Here is an 18083-nt window from a genome sequence, read left to right as displayed (position 1 = left end):
ACGCTCCGCCGCTAAGCCTGCCAGACTCCGTAGCCGAGCGCGCGCAGGCGAATGCCGAGTTCGACTTCCATCGACCTCGCCTCGTCGTAGCGCATCGGGTTGTAGCGTTCGTAGATCGCGGGCAGCAGATGCAGCCCGTAGTCGGTCACGAAGCGGTTGGCCTGCAGCCCGGCCTTGTGCTTGTCGAAGCGCACGTCCGGGTCGAGCCCGGTCATGCCGACATAGACGAAGGGCTTGCCCAGCACGTAGTCAGGATTGGCCCGCCGGAAGCGGGCGTTGTTCCACACGCGGTCGTCGAGTGCGACGACATAGACGTGGTAGTGCGGGCGCTTCATGGGACATAGTGTCCACGCTAAGCAGCACCAGGTCTTCTCGAGAGATACCGCGGAACCGGCTTCGCCGGGCCGCTGGTATCGCCCCCTTGAGGGGGAGGCGCCGCAGGCGCTTCGGGGGTGGGGCTACTTCCTCTTCAGCATGCCCCAGATGAACAGCAGCACGATGGCGCCGACGACCGAGGCAATGAAGCCCGCGCCCTGCCCGGCCGTGTACCAGCCCATCGCCTGCCCCAAGTACGTGGCGATCAGGGAACCGGCGATGCCGATCAGCGTGGTGACGATGAAGCCGGCCGAGTCGTTGCCCGGCTTGATGGCGCGCGCCACGAGCCCTGCGATGAAGCCGATCAGAATGGTCCAGACGATGCTCATGGTGATTCCCTTGAAGTGAAAAACGGTGGGCTTGAAAGAAAGTGGTTGTTGCCGCACCGCCGGCTCATGATATCGGCGCCGGCTGCGGCAGGGCCTTCGAGACCGCGCTCGCCAGCGTCGAGATGTCGAAGGGCTTGATGAGGATGGACTGGGTGCCGAGCACGCGCCCCACCTCGGCCATGTCGGCGTAGCCGGTGGCGAGGATGACCGGAATGTCGCCGACCATCTCGCGGGCCTTGGCGATCACCTCGGCGCCGTTCAGGCCCGGCATCGCGTAGTCGACCACCAGCAGGTCGTGCGACGCCGCACTCAGCGCGCTCAGGCCGGCGGCACCGTCGGCCGCTTCGCTGACCACGTAGCCCAGCATCGACAGACTCTCGACGATGGCGCGGCGCACCTCGGCGTCGTCCTCGATCACCAGCACCCGCTGCCGCCGCGAGGCATGGTCCTGCGGCGCACTCGCGACCGGCGTGCTGACGGCCGACGCCCGCTCGCGCGACGCCGGGAACACCATCTCGACCTGCGTGCCGTGGCCTTCCTCGCTGCGCACCAGCGCCAGGCCGCCCGACTGGCGCGCGAAGCCATACACCTGGCTCAGGCCCAGCCCGGTTCCACTCCCCACCGGCTTGGTGGTGAAGAAGGGATCGAACACCTTGGAGAGCAGGTGGGGCGGAATGCCCATGCCGTTGTCGTGGATCGACACGGCGACATAGTCGCCAGGGGGCAGTTCGCCGACGCTGCCACACAGCCGCGTCGAGATCGACAGAACACCGCCGTTGGGCATGGCGTCGCGCGCATTCACGGCCAGATTGAGCACCGCCATCTCGAGCTGGTTGGCATCCAGCACGGCCCAGGCCGGCTCCGCACACAGGGCGAGTTCGACCTGCACCGACGGCCCGACCGACACCGCCACCAGTTCGCGCATGCCGTCCAGCAGCCCGTTCACGTCGGTCAGGCGCGGCAGCAGCGACTGGTTGCGCGCAAAGGACAGCAGTTGGCCGGTGAGCTTCGCGCCCCGACCCACCGCGCCCTTGGCGCGCGAGGCGATGCCCAGCACCTTTTCGTCCTTGGCCACGCGCGCCACCAGGTCGAGGTTCATGTTGACCACGTGCAGCAGGTTGTTGAAGTCGTGCGCGATGCCGCCGGTCAGCCGGCCGATGGCCTCCATCTTCTGCACCTGGATCAGCGCCGCCTGGGCGCGCTCGCGCTCGGCGATCTCGGCCATCAACCGGTCGTTGGCGCCGGCCAGCTCGCGCGTGCGCGCGGCGATGCGCACCTCCAGCTCCGTGTTGAGGCGCTCGACCTCGGCGCGGGTGTCCTCGAGCTGCTGCAGGTGCAGCCGCGTGGCGTACTGGCGCCGGCGGGCCCGCACGGCGGCGTCGGCAGCGCGCGCCAGCGTCTCGGTGTGCACCGGTCGCTCCAGCACGAAGGCATTGCCGAGCGTCTGCAGCAGCGCGAGCGCCTGGCGCGAACGGCCGCCGGCGTCGCGCGAGGCCAGCACGATGAAAGGGAAATCGGACCAGCTCGGCTGCGCCATCAGCCACGCACGCAAGGGCGCCTCGGGCACCTGCAGCAGCGACTCTTCGGTCAGGATGGCGGCCGCGGCTCCCCGGTCGAGGTCGGCCAGCATGGCATCGGCCGACGCACAGACAACGGCCACCAGGTCGATGTCCTGCAACACCTGCTGCACCACGGCCGCGTCACGTCCGCGCGGTGCGTGGATGAGAACCCGACGCTCCACCTCAGGTCCTGGCGATGGGCGACTCGTCGCCCAGCAACGGGATGCCGCCACGGTAGGTTGGCACACCGCTGAGCACGCCTTCGAAATCGGTGAGCGCCGGGCCGACCTCCACGCCCCGGCTGCCCAAGCGGAACTCCCGGATGCTGAGCTCGTGCCGGTTGGTGCGACTCTTCACCACCGACACCGCCTTCAGGAGGCTGCCGCGCGCTTCGAAGAAGCGGAACAGCACGATGGCGTCCGACAGGTACGACAGGTCGAGGTCGCTGCGCACGTCGCCGATGATGCCGTGCTGGCCCAGCACCAGCAGGGTGACGACGCCCTGCTGGTTCAGGAAGCTCAGCAGTTCGTGCATCTGCAGCAGCAGGAACTTGGCGCCCGGCATCGCCTGCAGATAGGCGTTGAGGCTGTCGATCACGATGAGGGAGGCCTCGCGCTCCTGCACCGCCAGCCGCACCATGTTCGAGAACTGGCCGGGGGACATTTCCGCCGGGTCGAGGGGCAGCACCTCCAGCTGCCCGTTGGCGATGAATTCCTCCACCGGCAGGCCGAGCGATCGGCAGCGGTGCAGCAGCGTGCCGATGCCCTCGTCGAACAGGTAGTACGACGCCTTCTCGCCACGCTGCAGGGCAGCCACCACCGCGGACATCGCGGTCGTCGTCTTGCCGACGCCCGACGGGCCGATGAACAGGGTGTTGCTTCCGCGGGCGAGGCCGCCGCCCAGCAGCAGATCGAGCGCGGGTGTGCCGGTGGTGGCCGTCGCCGCTTCGAAGTCCGTGCGATGCTCGGCGGCGATCAGCCGCGGAAAGACCTGCAGCCCCCCGGTGTCGAGGTGCACGTCATGCTCGCCGCCGCGGTAGCGCACGCCCCGCATCTTGACGATGCGCAGATGGCGCCGAACCGGCCCGTAGTCACCGGTGGCTTGGTCCAGGCCCAGCACGCCGTGGGCGATGCTGTGCAGCTGCAGGTCGCCGCCCTGTGAACTCATGTCGTCGAGCATCAGCACGGTGCACTCGCGCGACGCGAAGAAATGCTTGAGCGCCAGGATCTGGCGCCGGTAGCGCAACGGGTCCTGCGCCAGCAGGCGCATCTCGGACAGGCTGTCGAACACCACCCGCGTCGGCGACAGGCGGGTGACCGCCGCCATCACGTCGCGCGTCGTCTCGCCGAGCTCGACCTCGGCGGGGTACAGGATCGACTGCTCGGCCGAGGCGCTCAGGCCCTCTTCGGTGACCAGCTCGTACAGCTCGATGCCGTCGAGCGACCAGCCATGCGACTGCGCCACGATGCCCAGTTCGGCGGCCGTCTCGGACAGGGTGACGTAGAGCCCCTTCTCGCCGCGCGCACGCCCCTCGAGCAGGAACTGCAGCCCCAGCGTGGTCTTGCCGGCACCCGGCGTGCCCTCCACCAGGTAGAGATGGCCGCTGGGCAGGCCCCCGCCGAGCACATTGTCGAGGCCGGCGACGCCGGTTCTTGCGCGAGACTGTTGCGCATTCGTCAGGGAGTGAGATGTCGTGGTGGATGGCGCTTCAGGCATGTGCAGGTCGGCGATCAGGCGACCGCAAAGTGAACCTGGATTCTGCCGAGGTCCGGCGGCGTTGGCTGTCCTGCCGCGTCCTACATGCTGACGGACAAGGACGCGCTATACCGTCGGCATGCTGGAGAAACTCCCTGATGTCATCGGCCATGCGCTGCACGGCGTGCGCGCCGGTCTCGACGAAATCGTCTTCAACACGCTCGGCCTGCGCGGGGGCATGGCGTCGATCGTTCTGACGAGCCTCGCCTTTGCCGATCACGCCCCGCTGCCGGCGCGCTACACCGCCGACGGCGAGGGCCTGTCGCCGCCCCTGCAATGGACCGCCCTGCCGGCCGGCGCCGCGTCGCTGGTGCTGCTGGTGGAAGACGCCGATTCACCGACACCCCATCCCCTGGTCCATGCCATCGTCGTCGGCCTGCCGGCCGAGGACGGGGCGCTGACCGAAGGGGCTCTGCCCAGTGCCGACCATGAAGGCGCCGGCCTGCACGTCGGGCGCAACTCCTACCTGCAGGCGGCCTGGCTGCCGCCCGACCCGCCGCCGGGCCACGGCGTTCACCGCTACGCCTTCCAGATCTACGCCCTGCGCGCGGTGCCCGTGTTTTCCGACAACCCCGGCCGTGACGAACTGATCGACGCGCTGCGCGAGCACGCGATGGCCAGCGGCCTGCTGATCGGCACCTGCGAACGACCCGACGGCTCGATCCGCATCGAGGAAGGCGCACCGGCCGGGCCGGTGATCGCCGGCTGAGCCCGACTCAGCCGCCCGCGGGCTGGCCGACCATCGAGAGCGGCAGGCGCGAGATTTCCGCCAGCAGTGCCGCCAGCGATCGGGCCGCGGCATCGACCACTGCCTGGCCCTTCGCCGCGGTCGCGGCGGCTGCATTGCCCGCGGCGCCATCGGCGTTGTAGTCCTCCATGGCCCAGCCCAGCTTGGCGCTGCGGCCGTTGCCGAGGATCGGGTAGTCGGCCGCACGCGCCTGGGACGCCGAGCCGAAGTCCCGCGCGGCCTGCATGGCCACCTGGTCCGGCGCGAGCGCCAGCATCATCGAGGTCTCGATCTCGCCGGCGTGCACGCCGAAGCGGTGTTCGTCGGCGCTGAACTGCGTGCCCGCCTCGCCCAGCGGCAGGTTGAACCAGCTGACGCCGTAGACGATGAGCCCGTGCGCCGCACGCAACTCGCGCGCCACGATGTCCATCGCGCCGACATGCCCGCCGTGCGCATTGAAGAGCACCAGCTTGCGCACGCCGGCGCGCGCCACGCCGGCGCCGATGTCGTGCCACAGGCGAATGAGCGTCTCGGACGACAGCGTGAGCGTGCCGGGGAAGTTCGCATGCTCGGGGCTCAGGCCGATGTGCTGGCTCGGCAGAAAGAACGCGGGCAACCCGGCCGGCAGCAGCGGCAGCGCCGCGGCGACGATGCCGTCGACCAATACCGAATCGACGCCCAGCGGCAGGTGCGGTCCGTGTTGCTCGGTCGCCCCCAGCGGCAGCACCGCGACGGTGGTCGCCGGGTCGAGCGCCGCGAAGTCGCGGGTCGACAGCTGCGACCAGAAGCGGCGCGGCGCGGCGGGGGCGGTGGAGATTTCCGGAAGGGTCATGCGCGGGATCTTAGAACCTGCCCGACATCGCCGCGCACCGGCCGTGGCGCGCCGCGTTCACGCGGATGCACGCCTTTACAATCGCCGCTCCAGCCAGCCAACGTCCCGAAAAGCGACGTGAGCCAGCGTCTTTAAACGTCTGTTCGCTCATCTTTTCGGGACTTCCATGTCGTCTCTGCCCTCGCGCACGACCCTTTCATCGAGCGCCGCGCTCGCACGCCGCCATTCCTGCGTCGCGTCACCCTCACGTTCCTCCGCTCGCAAGGCCGGCTTTTTCGTCCTGACGCCGCTGGCCCTGTGTCTCGCGCAGGCCGCGCTGGCCCAGGCCGATGCCACTGCCCCACCGGCCGGCCCAGGCACCGCCGCCCCGCAACTGGAGGAAGTGCGCATCAACGCCAGCACCGAAAAGGACATGGGCTTTGCCCCCACCGAAGCGCAGACGGCGGGCAAGATGCCCATGCGGCGGCTGGAAACGCCCCAGTCGGTGAGCGTGGTCACGCGCGAGCAGATGGAGTCGCGGCAGGTCACCAACCTGCAGCAGGCGCTGCAGACCGTGGCGGGCGTGAGCCCGGTCAACTTCGGGCGCCGGGGGGTCGACGACATCAACATCCGGGGCTTTCGTTCCACGGAGTCCGTCCTCGTCGATGGCCTGGTGCAAAGCCCCGGCATGTGGACCCGGCTGCAGCCCTATGGGTATGAACGTCTCGAGGTGCTCAAGGGCGCCGCCTCGGTGCTGTATGGGCAGGTGCAGCCCGGCGGCATCGTCAACGCGGTGAGCAAGCGACCCAAGAAGGAGGCGCTGAGCGAAGTGGGCATGGAGGTGGGCAGCTTCGGCCAGCGCACGCTGCAGGCCGACCTGAACCGGCCGCTGTCCGAATCGGGCAAGACGGCGCTGCGCATCAATGCGCAGGTGTCCAACGCCGACGACCCCACGCACTTCGTCTACCGCAAGGACCGCTGGTTCGCGCCGTCGCTGTCCATCGACCTGGGCCCGCAAACCGACCTGGTGCTGTTCGCCACCTACAGCCGCAGCGAATGGATGCGCCAGCAGGGCATCACGCCCTACGGCACGGTGCTGCCCAACCGCAATGGCAGGCTGTCTCGCACCTTGTTCACCGGCGACCCGAGCTTCGGCGAGTACGACATCGAGACCACCACCGTGGGCTATGCGCTGGAGCACCGGCTCTCGCCCGCCATGACTTTCCGTCAGAACGTGCGCTACGAGACCGAGAAGGGCACGGGCAACTTCGTGTCCAACCAGGCGCTGCAAGCCAACCAGCGGCTGCAGAACCGCAGCGCCTCACGCCAGTACATGGACTACGACCTGCTGGCCACCGACACCTCGCTGCTCTCGCGCTTCGAAGCGCTGGGCGTCAGGCACCAGCTGGTCACGGGACTGGACCTGCGCAGCGGCCACAGTCTGATGAGCGGCCGCACCTGCCGCATCGGCGCGTTGGACCTCTTCGCGCCGGTTTACGGCATGCGCGCCACCTGCCCTACGGGCCTGACCAGCGATGCGCCCGACAAGCTGACCGTGGCGGGCCTGTATGCGCAGGACCAGATCAAGTTCGGCCAGGGCTGGACGGCCCTGGTGGGCCTGCGGCGTGACTGGTCCACCGATGAGATCGACGACCGCATCGCCCACAAGCAGACGCGCCAGAAGGACAACGCCACCACGCTGTCGGCCGGGCTGGTGTACGAGTTCAAGCCGGGCTGGTCGACCTACGGCAGCTACGGCGAATCCTTTTTGCCCGTCTCGGGGCTCTCGTTTGGCGGCACGCCCTTTGCGCCCGAAACCGGCAAGCAATGGGAGGCGGGCCTGAAGTACGAAGCGCCGGACCGCCAGGTCACCGGTGCGCTCGCCGTGTTCAATCTGGAGCGGCAGAACGTCGCCACCGCCGACCCGGTGAACACCGGCTTCAGCGTGCAGACCGGCGAGCAGCGCGCCCGCGGGCTGGAGGTGGAGCTCGGCGCCGACCTGAGCAACGGCTGGAAGATCACCAGCGCCTACACCTACACCCAGACCAAGGTCACACGCGACACCAACGCCGCCATCGTGGGTCTGCCGCTCAACCTCACGCCGCGCCACGTGCTCACGGCCTGGGCCACTTACCGGCTGCCGCAGTACCAGCGCGTGACGTTGGGCCTGGGCGGCCGCTATGTGAGCGAGCAGGTCGGCTCGTACCCCTTCACGCTGCCGTCGTACTTCGTGGCCGATGCCTCGATCGTCTATGTGGGAGACAACTACCGCATCACGGCGGGCGTGAAGAACGTGTTCGACAAGGCGTACTACGACGGCGCGATCAACGCCAACGTGGTCTCGCCCGCGCTGCCGCGCAGCTTCAGCGTGGGCATGACGTACTTCTTCTGAGGCCCGGCCGATCCATGACCAGCCAGCGCACATTGAACCGCCTGTTCGTCCTGCATTCCTGGGCGGGCATCGTCACGGGGCTGCTGATGTTCATCGTGTGCTTCTCGGGCGCGGTGGCGGTCTTCAAGAACGAGATCGATCTGTGGGCCAACCCGTCGCTGGCGCAATTGCCGCGCTCGGCCCAGCCGGCACCGCTGGACGTGGTGCTCGGGCAATTGCAGGCGCGCTACCCCGGCGCGACGGTGGAGACCATCGCGCTGCCCGACGCGGTCAACCCCAGCTACTTCGCCTTCGTGCGCGAACGCGGCGCGCCGGCCAGCACACGCACCAAGGTCGCGCTGCGCTCGGACACGGGCGCGGTGGTCGGCCCGGTGGACAGCCAGCTCGGCCAGTACCTGCGCATGCTGCACGTGTTCCTCTTCTTCGGGCCGCGCTGGATCGTGGGCTTTCTGGGCGTGGCCATGCTGGTGCTCATCGGCACCGGCATCGTCATCCACCGCAAGATCCTGGCCGAGCTGTTCACCCAGCGCTGGGGACGCAGCTTTCGCGTGGTGATGTCGGACCTGCACAAGTCGGCCGGCATCTGGGGCCTGGGCTTTCACATCCTGATCGCTGCCACAGGCGCGTGGATGGGCCTGGCGCCGCTGTTCGAGCAGGGCTACAGGTACGTGATGACGCCCACCGGCCGCGCCGAGGCCCAGGCCCCCCGCCCGGCTCCACCGGCCCCTCCCATGCAGTCGCTGGATGCGATGTACGCCACGGCACAGCGGGCCGTGCCCGGGCTGGAAGCACGCTATGTCTCCCTGCGGCGCTGGACCACCGCGGGGGCCGACGTCAGCTTCACCGGCAACCTGCGCGGCCACCTGGCCAGCACGGCGCGCGTGGACATCGACGCCGTCACCGGCGTGCCCAAGAAGGTCCACGACCCGCGCACGCAAGGTTTCTGGTCGATGGTCAACGGTCTCATGGAGCCGCTGCACTTCGGCGACTTCGGCGGGCTGGCGCTCAAGTGGCTGTATTTCGTCCTGGGCATGACGCCCGCGTTCCTGTCGATCTCGGGCACGCTGATCTGGCTGGATGCGCGCCGACAGCGGCGCCGCGACATCCAGGCCACCCCGGCACGCGGCGAGCGCGACGTGGCAGCCGCAGGCTGACGGGGCACGCATGCAACGCTTCTTCCTGGCCCTGCACGCCACCGCGCCGGCCGCGCTCATCGTGAGCCTGTTGGTGCACCTGCGCCCGCCCCCCGGGCTGGCACCGCTGGCGCAGCGACCGGTGTGGACCGTGTGGGCGTTGATCGGTGCGTGGCTGCTGCTGTCGACCCTGGCGGCGTGGGCCCTGCGCACGCTGGCGCTGTGGCGCGTGTCGCTGGGCGGCACGGGCGCGCTGCTGGTGGTGGCGGGTGCCGTGGGCCAGGCGCGAGGCAGCGCGCAGGCACCGGCCATGCTGGCCAGCCTGGCCGCAGTGGGGCTGGTGTGCGTCGGCATGGCAGCCTTCATCGGGCCGCGACGGGTGCAGGCGCCCCGGCGCAAGAACGTGCGCACCGCGGCCGTGGCACCGTCGGACGCGGTCGGTGGCCCCGCCCCCGACCGCGGGTGGCGCCTGCGCCAAAGGGCCGGGCGCATCGTGCCGGCGCACCTGCCGTTCTGGTGGTGCGGCGTGCTGGCGCTGGAGTCGTTTCGTCTGGCCCACATCGTCGCGACCGAACCTGCGCGGTCGTCGGGCATGCTGGGGCTGCTGCTGGCCTTCTGGGTGGCGCTGCCCGCCGCCACGCTGCGCCACTGGGCGCCACGCACCGCCGCGCTGCTGTGGGTGCTGGCCGCGCTGGGCTATGGCGGCCTGGCGGCCAAGGCGGGGCTGCTGCAGTGGGTCGTGGCCTCGGCGCTGTGCGCGGTGACGGCCTGCGCCACGGCATATCGGCCGCCGAACGCCGCATGAACGAACTCTTCAGCGCCAGCGCCGCACTGGCCTCGCTGCTGGGCCTCGCCTTCTGGGCAGGCGCGGTGCCCACCCGCGCCTGGGGCGACGGCGCGCCGGCGAACCATCGGCGCGCGGGGGTCGTGGCGCTGGGCACCCTGGTGCTGCAGAGCGCGACGGCCGTGGCAGCAGACGGGCTGGCGGCAGGCCTGGCGCTGGTGCTCGCCGCGTGGATGGTGCTGGGCTGGCTGCTGGTGCTGGCGATGAACCAGTGGCCCGTCGCCAGTCGGCGCTGGGCCCGGCGGCTGGGTGCCGCGGGGTGCGTGGGCTGCGTGCTGGCCTTGGCCTGGCCGTTTCTCCGGATGGGGGTGTCCTGAACGACCGCGGCGTGGTGTGACGGGTTCTCAGGGCGAGTCCATCGACGACAGCGCGGGGTTGGGCACGTCGTCGGGCGGCGCGAGCATGGTGCCGCGGCAGCTGGCGGCCCCGCAGTGGCAGACGTAGTCGCTGGCGAGCGAACCGTCGTCGGCGGTCAGGCCGTAGTCGATGAACAGCTCGTCGCCGGCATCGACCGCCACCAGCGTCTGGAACTTGAGCACCAGTTCGCCGCCCTCGTCGTAGTCTTCCACGGCCTCGCAATTCGGGTCGCACGAATGGTTGAGGTGCCGCGTCGCGTTGCCACCCTTGGCGCCATCGATGGTTTCGTCATTCGACAGCTTGAAGAGGTAGGTGAGCTGGTCGTTCCAGTCTTTGGCGGCGATCTGCGCGGGCGTGTAGCGGCGCCCGTCGTAGAGGCCGAGAAAGGCTTCGGCCGGCAGGTCGCGGGTCGCGAAGGCGCCGAGGCCGTGCACGCCGCTTTGCGAGACGCGGATGCACGGGGTGGCTGATGAAGACGTGGGGGACGATGGCTTGCGCTTTTTCATGGGGTGCTCTGCACGCAATTTTCGCGCGCGCCCATGACAGCGAATCGCTCCGCCAGAAAATCGACCAGCGCCCGCACCCGCGCCGGCACGAAGCGCCCGCTGGGCAGCAGCGCGTGCAGCGGGTACGGCTCGGTGTCCCAGTCGGGCAGCAGGCAGACCAGCGTGCCGGCCGCCTCGTCCTGCCGCACGTCCAGTTCCGACTTGAAGGTGATGCCGCGGCCGGCCAGCGCCCATTGGCGCGCGAGCGACGCGTCATCGGCGAATCGGTCGCCGTCGACCCGCACTTCGGTCCACTGGCCCTGCTTCGCAAAGCGCCAGACGCGCTGGCGCCGGCCGCCGCGGTGGAAGGTCAGGCAGTTGTGCTGCGGCAGGTCCTGCGGTTTTTGCGGCGAACCATGTTGCTTCAGGTAGGCGGGCGAGGCCCACAACCGCGGGCGGCTCATCGCGAGCTGGCGTGCCACCAGCCGCGAGTCGGCCAGCGGGCCGTAGCGCAGGGCGACGTCGACCTCGTCGCGCATCACATCGAGCGGCCGGTCGCCGACCGACAGTGCGAGTTGCACGCCCGGGTGGGCGTCGAGGAAGTCGTCGAACCACGGCAGCAGCGTGCCGCGCGTGAGGTCGGACGGCGAGGCCACGCGCACCGTGCCGACCAGCGCGCCGCCCTCGGCCGCCACCAGCGATTCGCCTTCGGCCAGCAGGTCGAGCGCACGGGTGGCGTAGTCGAGCAGCGTCTGGCCCTGGGGCGTGAGGCGCATGGCACGGGTCGAGCGCTCGAACAGCCGCGCGCCGAGCTGCGCCTCCAGCCGCTTGAGCGCCGCGCTCGCCGCGGCGGGCGTGAGGCCGAGCGCCCGGCCCGCCGCACTCAGCGTGCCGCCCTGGGCGGTAAGCACCAGCACGCGCAGGTCGGCTAAATTTTCAATCTTCATTTGAAACTGATAGAGGTTTTTGGCAGCTTATCAAACGGAGAGAAGCCAAATACAGTGACTGCATCGTTCACTGAAAGGTTTGCCATGAAAGCCATCGGCTACTACAACGCGCTCCCCATCGACGACCCCGCCGCGCTGCAGGACCTCACGCTGCCCGAGCCGGTGGCCGGTCCGCGCGACCTGCTGGTGCGCGTGTCCGCGATCTCAGTCAATCCGGTCGACACCAAGGTGCGCCGCAACGCCGCGCCCGACGCCGGCCAGGCCAAGGTGCTGGGCTGGGACGCGGTGGGCACGGTCGAAGCCGTCGGTGCGCAGGTGAAAGGTTTCGCGGTGGGCGACCGCGTGTACTACGCCGGTTCGATCACCCGCCCCGGCGCCAACGCCGAACTGCACGTGGTCGACGAGCGCATCGCCGCGCGCGCACCCACGAGCCTCGACGACGCCCAGGCCGCCGCGCTGCCGCTGACCACCATCACCGCCTGGGAACTCCTGTTCGACCGCTTCGGCGTGCCGCAGGGCGGCGGGGCCGGCCAGACGCTGCTGATCACCGGCGGCGCGGGCGGTGTCGGTTCGATCCTGATCCAGCTCGCGCGCGAGCTGACGCAGTTGCGCGTGGTCGCCACGGCCTCGCGCGCCGAGACACGGCAGTGGTGCCTCGCCCTCGGCGCCCACGCCGTGATCGACCATTCGAAGCCGCTCGCTGCCGAGCTCAAGGCCGCGGGCATCGGCGAGGTCGACCTGGTCGCCAGCCTCACACAGACCCAGCAGCACTACGCGCAGATCATCGAGAGCCTCAAGCCACAAGGCAAGATCGGCGTGATCGACGACATGGCGGTGCTCGACGCGATGCCGCTCAAGACCAAGAGCCTGTCGCTGCACTGGGAAATGATGTTCGCGCGCTCGCGCTTCGAAACGCCCGACATGGCCGAGCAGGGCAAGCTGCTGGCAGAGGTCGCGGCGCTGGTGGACGCCGGCCGCATCCGCACCACCGCGAACGCGAGCTTCGGCACCATCAACGCCGCCAACCTGCGCCGTGCCCATGCACTCATCGAGAGCGGCAAGGCGCAGGGCAAGGTGGTGCTGCAGGGCTTCTGAGCCTGTCCCGCACCGGCCGATCAGCTGCCCGGTGCCTTCGCCACCCGCCAGACGGTGTTGCCGACGTCGTCGGCCACCAGCAGTGCGCCGGCCTTGTCGAGCGCCACGCCGACCGGCCGGCCCTGCGCCTCGCCCTCGGCGTTCAGGAAGCCGGTGAGGAAGTCCTTCGGCTGCCCTGTCGGCTTGCCGCCGATGAAGGGCACGAAGACGACCTTGTAGCCCGACTGTGGTTGGCGGTTCCACGAGCCGTGCTCGCCGACGAAGGCGCCGGTCGCGTATTCCGCCGGCATGCCGCGCGGGCTCGAGAAGGCCAGGCCCAGCGGTGCGACGTGCGTGCCAAGCGCGTAGTCCGGTGCGATGGCCTTGGCCACCTTGTCGGGCTGCTGCGGCTGCACGCGGATGTCGACGTTGCCGCCGAAGTAGCTCCACGGCCAGCCGTAGAAGGCGCCGTCCTTCACCGAGGTCAGGTAGTCGGGCACCAGGTCGCTGCCGATCTCGTCGCGCTCGTTCACCACGGTCCACAGCGTCTTGGTGTCGGGCTCCCAGCCCATGCCGTTCGGGTTGCGCAGGCCGCTCGCGAACAGGCGCTTCTCGCCGCTCTTGGTGTCGACCTCCCAGATGGCGGCACGGCCCTCTTCGGCCTCCAGGCCGTTCTCGCCGACGTTGCTGTTGGAGCCGACCGTCACGTAGAGCTTGCTGCCGTCCTCGCTCGCAATGACGTTCTTGGTCCAGTGGTGGTTGATGCCGGCGGGCAGATCGGTCACCTTCACCGGCGCGCCCGCGGCGGCCGTCTGGCCCTCGGTGTACGGCACCTTCACCAGCGCATTGGCGTTGGCGATGAACAGTTCGTTGCCGACCAGCACCATGCCAAAGGGCGACTGCAGGCCCTGGATGAAGACGTTGCGCGTCTCGGCCACGCCGTCGCCATCGGTGTCGCGCAGCAGCGTGATGCGGTTGGCGCTGGGCACCTCGGCGCCGGCGCGCTTCATGACCTTGCCCTGCACGAAGTCCTTGATCATGCCGATCGGGCCCTTCTTGGCTTCGGGCGCGCCCGGCTCCTTGGGCGGTTTGTTGCTCTCGGCCACCAGCACGTCGCCGTTGGGCAGGGTGTAGACCCAGCGCGGGTGGTCGAGCTGGCGGGCCAGCGCCGTAACCTTGAAGCCGGCCGGCGCGCTGGGGCCAGCCGTTTCGGTCCAGCCGACGGCCTCGGACACCTTCACCGTGGGAATGAAGGTCTTGTTGGGCGCGGGCAGCTGCGGTGTCGGGCCGACGCCGGCCTCGAAGGGCAGGCGCGCCGTCTCGCCGCAGGCGACGATGGCGGCGGCGGCCACGGGGATCAGGCAGAGGCGGGTCCAGCGGTTCATGAGGTCTCCTTGGGGTGCGATTCGTTGGCACGGATGTTGGGCGACAGTCTTTCCACCGACTGTCGGCTGTGGGCGCTTTCGGGCGTGGTCCGGCTCGAAAACCGAGGCGCCGCTACCATCGGCGGCATGACCGACGACCTGTTCCGCGCCGACGCCTACCTGCGCACCTGCGAATCGCGCATCGTGCGCCTCGACGAGGCAGGCATCGTGCTCGACCGCACGGTGTTCTACCCGCTGGGTGGCGGGCAGGCCGGCGACACGGGCACGCTGGCGCTGGCCGATGGCCGCACACTGGCGATCGCCGACACGCGCAAGGCCAAGGACGCCGAGGGCCGGCCGACCGACGAGATCCTCCACGTGCCGGCGCCCGGCCAGGAAACGCTGCTGGCCACGCTGTCGCCGGGCGACGCCGTGACGGCCCGCATCGACTGGGAGCGCCGGCACCGGCTGATGCGCTTCCACACCGCCACGCACCTGCTGTGCCACCTGGTGGCCCAGCCGGTCAACGGCTGCTCGATCACGCCGGACTACGCGCGGCTCGACTTCCACATGACCGACCCGCTGGACAAGGACGCGCTCACGGCCGGTCTGGCGCGGCTGGTCGGCGCGGCGCATCCGCTGGCGGTCGGGGCCATCACCGACGCCGAACTCGACGCCAACCCGTCGCTGGTCAAGAGCATGAGCGTGCAGCCGCCGCGCGGCACGGGCACGGTGCGCACGATCCGCATCGGCGGCGAGGCCGAGGCGCAGATCGACTTCCAGCCCTGCGGGGGCACGCACGTGGCGAACACAGCGGAGATCGGCGCGGTGGTCGTCACCAAGATCGAAAAAAAGAGTGCCAACAGCCGCAGGGTGGTGCTGGGCTGGGCGGCCTGAGCCGCCGTCAGGAACCTTCCCACCGACTCCCGCTCCGACTCCCGGCATGCTTCGCACCCTCCTCTCCAGACTCTCCGTCGCCGCGCTCGCCCTGGCGGCCGTGCTGCCAGCCGTCGCGCAGCTGCCGCCCAAAGCCTCGCCGGTCGTCACCACGCCGCATGTGCGGGCCGAACTGATCGCGCATGCGCCGGACGGTGTGGCGCCTGGCGCCCCCGTCTGGGTCGGCCTGCAGATCACGCACCAGCCCGAGTGGCACACCTATTGGAAGAACGCCGGCGACTCCGGCCTGCCCACCGAGCTGACGTGGACCCTGCCCGCCGGGCTGGCCGCCGGCGATATCGCCTGGCCGGTGCCCAAGAAGATCCCGATCGGCAATCTGGCGAACTACGGCTACGAGCACACCGTGCTGCTGCCGGTGCCGGTCACGGTCGCGCCCGACTTCAAGCCGGCGCCCGCCCTGGTGGGCGCGGGCGGCATCGACATCCGGCTGAAGGCCTCGTGGCTGGTCTGCCGCAAGGAATGCATTCCCGAGGACGGCGAGTTCGCGCTGACCTTGCCGGCGCAAGGTTCGACCGCGCTGCACAAGGCCGACTTCGACGCGGCCCTCGCGGCGCAGCCGGCGCCGCTCGCGCAGCCGGGCACCATCGCGGTGGCCGACCAGGTGCTGAACGTGCGCGTCGACGGCCTGCCGCCGGCGGCACGCGGCAAGACGCTCGAGTTCTTCCCCGAGACCGCGGAGGTGATCCGCACCGCCGCCGTCTCCGGCAAGGACTGGACCCAGGCCTGGCAAGGCGACAGCTGGACGGCGACGATCCCGCTGGCCGAGCAGCGCAGCGCCAGCCCGACCACCATGCCGGTGGTGCTCGCACTGGCCGAGGCCGACCGCCGTGACGGCGCCCCGATTGCCTGGCGCGCCGAGGCGCCTGTCAGCGGCACCTGGCCGGCGACCGCCGCGGCCGCGCAAGTGTCGCCGGCGCTGCAGGCGGCGCTCGAAGCGAACACGGCGGTGTCGCTGCCGCAACCGGCGGGCAGCTTCGCGATGGCCTTGCTTGGCGCGCTGTTGGGCGGACTCCTGCTGAACCTCATGCCCTGCGTGTTCCCGGTGCTGGCGATCAAGGTGCTGGGCTTCGCCAACCACGCGAGCGACCGGCGCGGCCACCGCAGCGCCGGCCTGGCCTACACGGCCGGCGTGATGGTGACCTTCCTCGCGCTGGGCGCGGCCATGCTGGCACTGCGCGCGGCCGGCGAGCAATTGGGCTGGGGCTTCCAGCTGCAATCGCCGGTGGTGGTCGCGGTGCTGGCGGCGCTGTTCACGCTCATCGGCCTGAACCTGGCCGGCATGTTCGAGTTCGGCTTCCTGGTGCCGCGCTCGCTCTGTGCCGCGCAGGTGAAGCATCCGGTGGCGAACGACTTTCTCTCCGGCGTGCTGGCGGTGGTCATCGCCTCGCCCTGCACCGCGCCCTTCATGGGCGCGTCGCTCGGCTTCGCGATCGGCCTACCGGCTGCCCAGGCGCTGATGCTGTTCGCGGTGCTGGGCTTCGGCCTGGCGCTGCCCTATCTGGTGGCAGGCTTCGTGCCGGCCGTCGCGCACCTGCTGCCCCGACCGGGCGCCTGGATGGACACGCTGCGCCGCGTGCTCGCGTTCCCGATGTTCGCCACCGTCGCCTGGCTGGTCTGGGTGCTGGGGCAGCAGAGCGGCATCGACGGTGCCGGCGCGCTGCTCGGCCTGCTGGTGTGCCTGGCCGCGGTGGTGTGGTCGTTCACGCTGCGCGGGCGCACCCGCATCGTCCTCGCCAGCGCGCTGCTGGCAGGCACTGCGGCGCTGGCGCTCGCGATCGGCGGCAACATCGTGCGACCTGCCGAGCCGGCAGTGGCGGCGAGCGGCGCGCGCTGGCAGTCGTGGTCGGCCGCACGCGTGGCCGAGCTGCACGCGGCCGGCCGGCCGGTCTTCGTCGATTTCACCGCCGCCTGGTGCGTGACCTGCCAGTACAACAAGAAGGCCACGCTGAGCGACGCCGACCTGCTGGCCGACTTCGACGCCCGCCAGGTCGCGTTGCTGCGCGCCGACTGGACGCGGCAGGACCCGGCCATCACCGCCGCGATCAACGCGCTGGGGCGCAGCGGCGTCCCCGTGTACGTGCTGCAGGCACCGGGCAAGGCGCCGGTGGTACTGACCGAGATTCTCAGCAAGAGCGACCTGAAGGCGGCGCTGGCCCAGCTCTGAGACACCTGCCCGAGACGATGCCCATGACGGCACTACGGCTTGTCACAAGCGGGTGAGGAAATCGGCCTAAGCTGCGGCCGTCATTCGATTTTTTCCAGGAGTCTGCAGACCATGCCATCCCTGTCATCGTCCGCCTCACGCTCGGCCCGAGCCGCCCGCGATGCCGGTGCCGCCCTCAGCCGCGCCTCCCGCCGTGCCGTGATGGCCGCCGCGGTCGCCCTGGGCAGCACGCTGCTCATCGGCGCCCCGGCGCATGCCGCGCCCGCCGTCGGCCAGAAGGCCCCCGATTTCGTCGCCATGGACACCCGCGGCAAGCAGCACCAGCTCTCCGACTTCGCCGGCAAATACGTCGTGCTGGAGTGGACCAACCCCGGCTGCCCCTTCGTGCGCAAGCACTACGGCAGCGGCAACATGCCGGCGACGCAGAAGGCCGCGACGGCCAAGGGCGTGGTCTGGCTCGCCATCAATTCCACGGAACGCGCCGCCAGCGACTACCTGCAGCCGGCCGCGCTCGACAGCTGGATGAAGACGCAGTCGGCCGCGCCGACCGCCGTGCTGATGGACGAGGACGGCACCATCGGCCAGGCCTACGGCGCGCGCACCACGCCGCACATCTTCATCATCGATCCCAAGGGCACGCTGGTGTATGCCGGCGGCATCGACAGCATCCCGTCGGCACGGCCGGACGACATCAAGACCGCCACCAACTACGTGAACCAGGCGCTGGGCGAGGCCTTCGGCGGCCGGCCGGTCAGCGCAGCGGCGACGCGGCCGTACGGCTGCTCGATCAAGTACAAGAGCTAGCGAGTC

17 protein-coding genes are annotated in these 18083 nt (G+C 70.1%); 9 read left to right on the top strand and 8 right to left on the bottom strand.

Going from position 1 to position 18083, the window contains the following annotated elements; genetic code table 11:
- Positions 1 to 11 precede the first annotated feature (11 nt).
- From QTH86_RS20825 to QTH86_RS20810, 4 genes are all read right to left on the bottom strand, one after another.
- A complete protein-coding gene (locus QTH86_RS20825) occupies positions 12 to 335 on the bottom strand; it encodes a hypothetical protein (protein ID WP_286648053.1) in 324 nt (107 codons plus the stop codon).
- Between the two features lie 123 nt (positions 336 to 458).
- A complete protein-coding gene (locus QTH86_RS20820; RefSeq protein WP_286648052.1) occupies positions 459 to 704 on the bottom strand; it encodes a GlsB/YeaQ/YmgE family stress response membrane protein in 246 nt (81 codons plus the stop codon).
- 64 nt (positions 705 to 768) lie between these two features.
- A complete protein-coding gene (locus QTH86_RS20815; protein WP_286648051.1) occupies positions 769 to 2445 on the bottom strand; it encodes a response regulator in 1677 nt (558 codons plus the stop codon).
- A 1-nt stretch (position 2446) separates the two neighbouring features.
- Positions 2447 to 3979, bottom strand: coding sequence for an ATPase domain-containing protein (locus QTH86_RS20810; RefSeq protein WP_286648050.1), 1533 nt, complete (start codon positions 3977 to 3979; stop codon positions 2447 to 2449).
- Between the two features lie 118 nt (positions 3980 to 4097).
- Here QTH86_RS20810 and QTH86_RS20805 point away from each other — a divergent pair, with 118 nt between their 5' ends.
- Complete coding sequence (locus QTH86_RS20805) at positions 4098 to 4727, top strand: YbhB/YbcL family Raf kinase inhibitor-like protein (protein WP_286648049.1); 630 nt, start codon at positions 4098 to 4100, stop codon at positions 4725 to 4727.
- 7 nt (positions 4728 to 4734) lie between these two features.
- On the opposite strand, the gene QTH86_RS20800 is transcribed toward QTH86_RS20805, so the two are convergent.
- Positions 4735 to 5577 carry a creatininase family protein gene (locus tag QTH86_RS20800; RefSeq protein ID WP_286648048.1) on the bottom strand — a complete coding sequence of 281 codons (843 nt, stop codon included), beginning with the start codon at positions 5575 to 5577 and terminating at the stop codon, positions 4735 to 4737.
- Positions 5578 to 5743: 166 nt separating this feature from the next.
- On the opposite strand from QTH86_RS20800, the gene QTH86_RS20795 reads away from it, so the two are divergent.
- Genes QTH86_RS20795 through QTH86_RS20780 form a run of 4 tightly spaced genes read left to right on the top strand, consistent with a single transcriptional unit; the run spans position 5744 to position 10242 of the window.
- Positions 5744 to 7948: a TonB-dependent siderophore receptor gene (locus tag QTH86_RS20795; RefSeq protein ID WP_286648047.1), complete on the top strand. Its 2205-nt coding sequence runs from the start codon at positions 5744 to 5746 to the stop codon at positions 7946 to 7948.
- Positions 7949 to 7962: 14 nt separating this feature from the next.
- Positions 7963 to 9102 carry a PepSY-associated TM helix domain-containing protein gene (locus tag QTH86_RS20790; RefSeq protein WP_286648046.1) on the top strand — a complete coding sequence of 380 codons (1140 nt, stop codon included), beginning with the start codon at positions 7963 to 7965 and terminating at the stop codon, positions 9100 to 9102.
- A 10-nt stretch (positions 9103 to 9112) separates the two neighbouring features.
- The gene (locus tag QTH86_RS20785) at positions 9113 to 9886 is read left to right on the top strand and encodes a hypothetical protein (RefSeq protein WP_286648045.1); all 774 of its coding nucleotides are present in this window, start codon (positions 9113 to 9115) and stop codon (positions 9884 to 9886) included.
- Positions 9883 to 10242, top strand: a complete 360-nt coding sequence (locus tag QTH86_RS20780) for a hypothetical protein (protein WP_286648044.1) — start codon at positions 9883 to 9885, stop codon at positions 10240 to 10242. The genes QTH86_RS20785 and QTH86_RS20780 overlap by 4 nt, the downstream gene beginning before the upstream one ends.
- Positions 10243 to 10269: 27 nt before the next feature.
- Here QTH86_RS20780 and QTH86_RS20775 read toward each other — a convergent pair whose 3' ends face one another.
- Both QTH86_RS20775 and QTH86_RS20770 read right to left on the bottom strand, forming a co-directional pair.
- Complete coding sequence (locus tag QTH86_RS20775; protein ID WP_286648043.1) at positions 10270 to 10788, bottom strand: SET domain-containing protein; 519 nt, start codon at positions 10786 to 10788, stop codon at positions 10270 to 10272.
- Positions 10785 to 11714, bottom strand: a complete 930-nt coding sequence (locus QTH86_RS20770) for a LysR family transcriptional regulator (protein ID WP_286648042.1) — start codon at positions 11712 to 11714, stop codon at positions 10785 to 10787. The genes QTH86_RS20775 and QTH86_RS20770 overlap by 4 nt, the downstream gene beginning before the upstream one ends.
- Positions 11715 to 11798: 84 nt before the next feature.
- Between QTH86_RS20770 and QTH86_RS20765 the strand changes: the two genes are divergently transcribed.
- Entirely contained in the window at positions 11799 to 12809 is a 1011-nt protein-coding gene (locus QTH86_RS20765) for a zinc-binding alcohol dehydrogenase family protein (protein WP_286648041.1), read from the top strand.
- A gap of 20 nt (positions 12810 to 12829) precedes the next feature.
- Here QTH86_RS20765 and QTH86_RS20760 read toward each other — a convergent pair whose 3' ends face one another.
- Positions 12830 to 14173 (bottom strand): PQQ-dependent sugar dehydrogenase, encoded by a 1344-nt coding sequence (locus QTH86_RS20760; protein WP_286648040.1) that lies wholly within the window; start codon positions 14171 to 14173, stop codon positions 12830 to 12832.
- A gap of 126 nt (positions 14174 to 14299) precedes the next feature.
- Here QTH86_RS20760 and QTH86_RS20755 point away from each other — a divergent pair, with 126 nt between their 5' ends.
- From QTH86_RS20755 to QTH86_RS20745, 3 genes are all read left to right on the top strand, one after another.
- Positions 14300 to 15049, top strand: coding sequence for an alanyl-tRNA editing protein (locus QTH86_RS20755; RefSeq protein WP_286648039.1), 750 nt, complete (start codon positions 14300 to 14302; stop codon positions 15047 to 15049).
- Between the two features lie 46 nt (positions 15050 to 15095).
- Complete coding sequence (locus QTH86_RS20750) at positions 15096 to 17273, top strand: protein-disulfide reductase DsbD family protein (RefSeq protein WP_286648038.1); 2178 nt, start codon at positions 15096 to 15098, stop codon at positions 17271 to 17273.
- Positions 17274 to 17384: 111 nt separating this feature from the next.
- Positions 17385 to 18077, top strand: coding sequence for a thioredoxin family protein (locus QTH86_RS20745; protein ID WP_286648037.1), 693 nt, complete (start codon positions 17385 to 17387; stop codon positions 18075 to 18077).
- The last annotated feature ends 6 nt before the right edge of the window (positions 18078 to 18083 follow it).

The sequence above is a fragment of the Variovorax sp. J2L1-78 genome (genome assembly GCF_030317205.1).
GTDB classification, from domain to species: domain Bacteria; phylum Pseudomonadota; class Gammaproteobacteria; order Burkholderiales; family Burkholderiaceae_C; genus Variovorax; species Variovorax arabinosiphilus.
Note: the sequence above shows the minus strand (reverse complement) of the source record. Positions and strands in the feature narration are given on the sequence as shown.

Excerpts from the sequence above, each read along its gene's own strand:
- QTH86_RS20780 (WP_286648044.1), top strand. The coding sequence starts at position 9,883 with ATGAACGAACTCTTCAGCGCCAGCGCCGCACTGGCCTCGCTGCTGGGC.
- QTH86_RS20805 (WP_286648049.1), top strand. The coding sequence starts at position 4,098 with ATGCTGGAGAAACTCCCTGATGTCATCGGCCATGCGCTGCACGGCGTG.
- QTH86_RS20775 (WP_286648043.1), bottom strand. The coding sequence starts at position 10,788 with ATGAAAAAGCGCAAGCCATCGTCCCCCACGTCTTCATCAGCCACCCCG.
- QTH86_RS20810 (WP_286648050.1), bottom strand. The coding sequence starts at position 3,979 with ATGCCTGAAGCGCCATCCACCACGACATCTCACTCCCTGACGAATGCG.
- QTH86_RS20765 (WP_286648041.1), top strand. The coding sequence starts at position 11,799 with ATGAAAGCCATCGGCTACTACAACGCGCTCCCCATCGACGACCCCGCC.
- QTH86_RS20760 (WP_286648040.1), bottom strand. The coding sequence starts at position 14,173 with ATGAACCGCTGGACCCGCCTCTGCCTGATCCCCGTGGCCGCCGCCGCC.
- QTH86_RS20785 (WP_286648045.1), top strand. The coding sequence starts at position 9,113 with ATGCAACGCTTCTTCCTGGCCCTGCACGCCACCGCGCCGGCCGCGCTC.
- QTH86_RS20755 (WP_286648039.1), top strand. The coding sequence starts at position 14,300 with ATGACCGACGACCTGTTCCGCGCCGACGCCTACCTGCGCACCTGCGAA.
- QTH86_RS20790 (WP_286648046.1), top strand. The coding sequence starts at position 7,963 with ATGACCAGCCAGCGCACATTGAACCGCCTGTTCGTCCTGCATTCCTGG.
- QTH86_RS20820 (WP_286648052.1), bottom strand. The coding sequence starts at position 704 with ATGAGCATCGTCTGGACCATTCTGATCGGCTTCATCGCAGGGCTCGTG.
- QTH86_RS20800 (WP_286648048.1), bottom strand. The coding sequence starts at position 5,577 with ATGACCCTTCCGGAAATCTCCACCGCCCCCGCCGCGCCGCGCCGCTTC.
- QTH86_RS20795 (WP_286648047.1), top strand. The coding sequence starts at position 5,744 with ATGTCGTCTCTGCCCTCGCGCACGACCCTTTCATCGAGCGCCGCGCTC.
- QTH86_RS20750 (WP_286648038.1), top strand. The coding sequence starts at position 15,096 with ATGCTTCGCACCCTCCTCTCCAGACTCTCCGTCGCCGCGCTCGCCCTG.
- QTH86_RS20770 (WP_286648042.1), bottom strand. The coding sequence starts at position 11,714 with ATGAAGATTGAAAATTTAGCCGACCTGCGCGTGCTGGTGCTTACCGCC.
- QTH86_RS20825 (WP_286648053.1), bottom strand. The coding sequence starts at position 335 with ATGAAGCGCCCGCACTACCACGTCTATGTCGTCGCACTCGACGACCGC.
- QTH86_RS20745 (WP_286648037.1), top strand. The coding sequence starts at position 17,385 with ATGCCATCCCTGTCATCGTCCGCCTCACGCTCGGCCCGAGCCGCCCGC.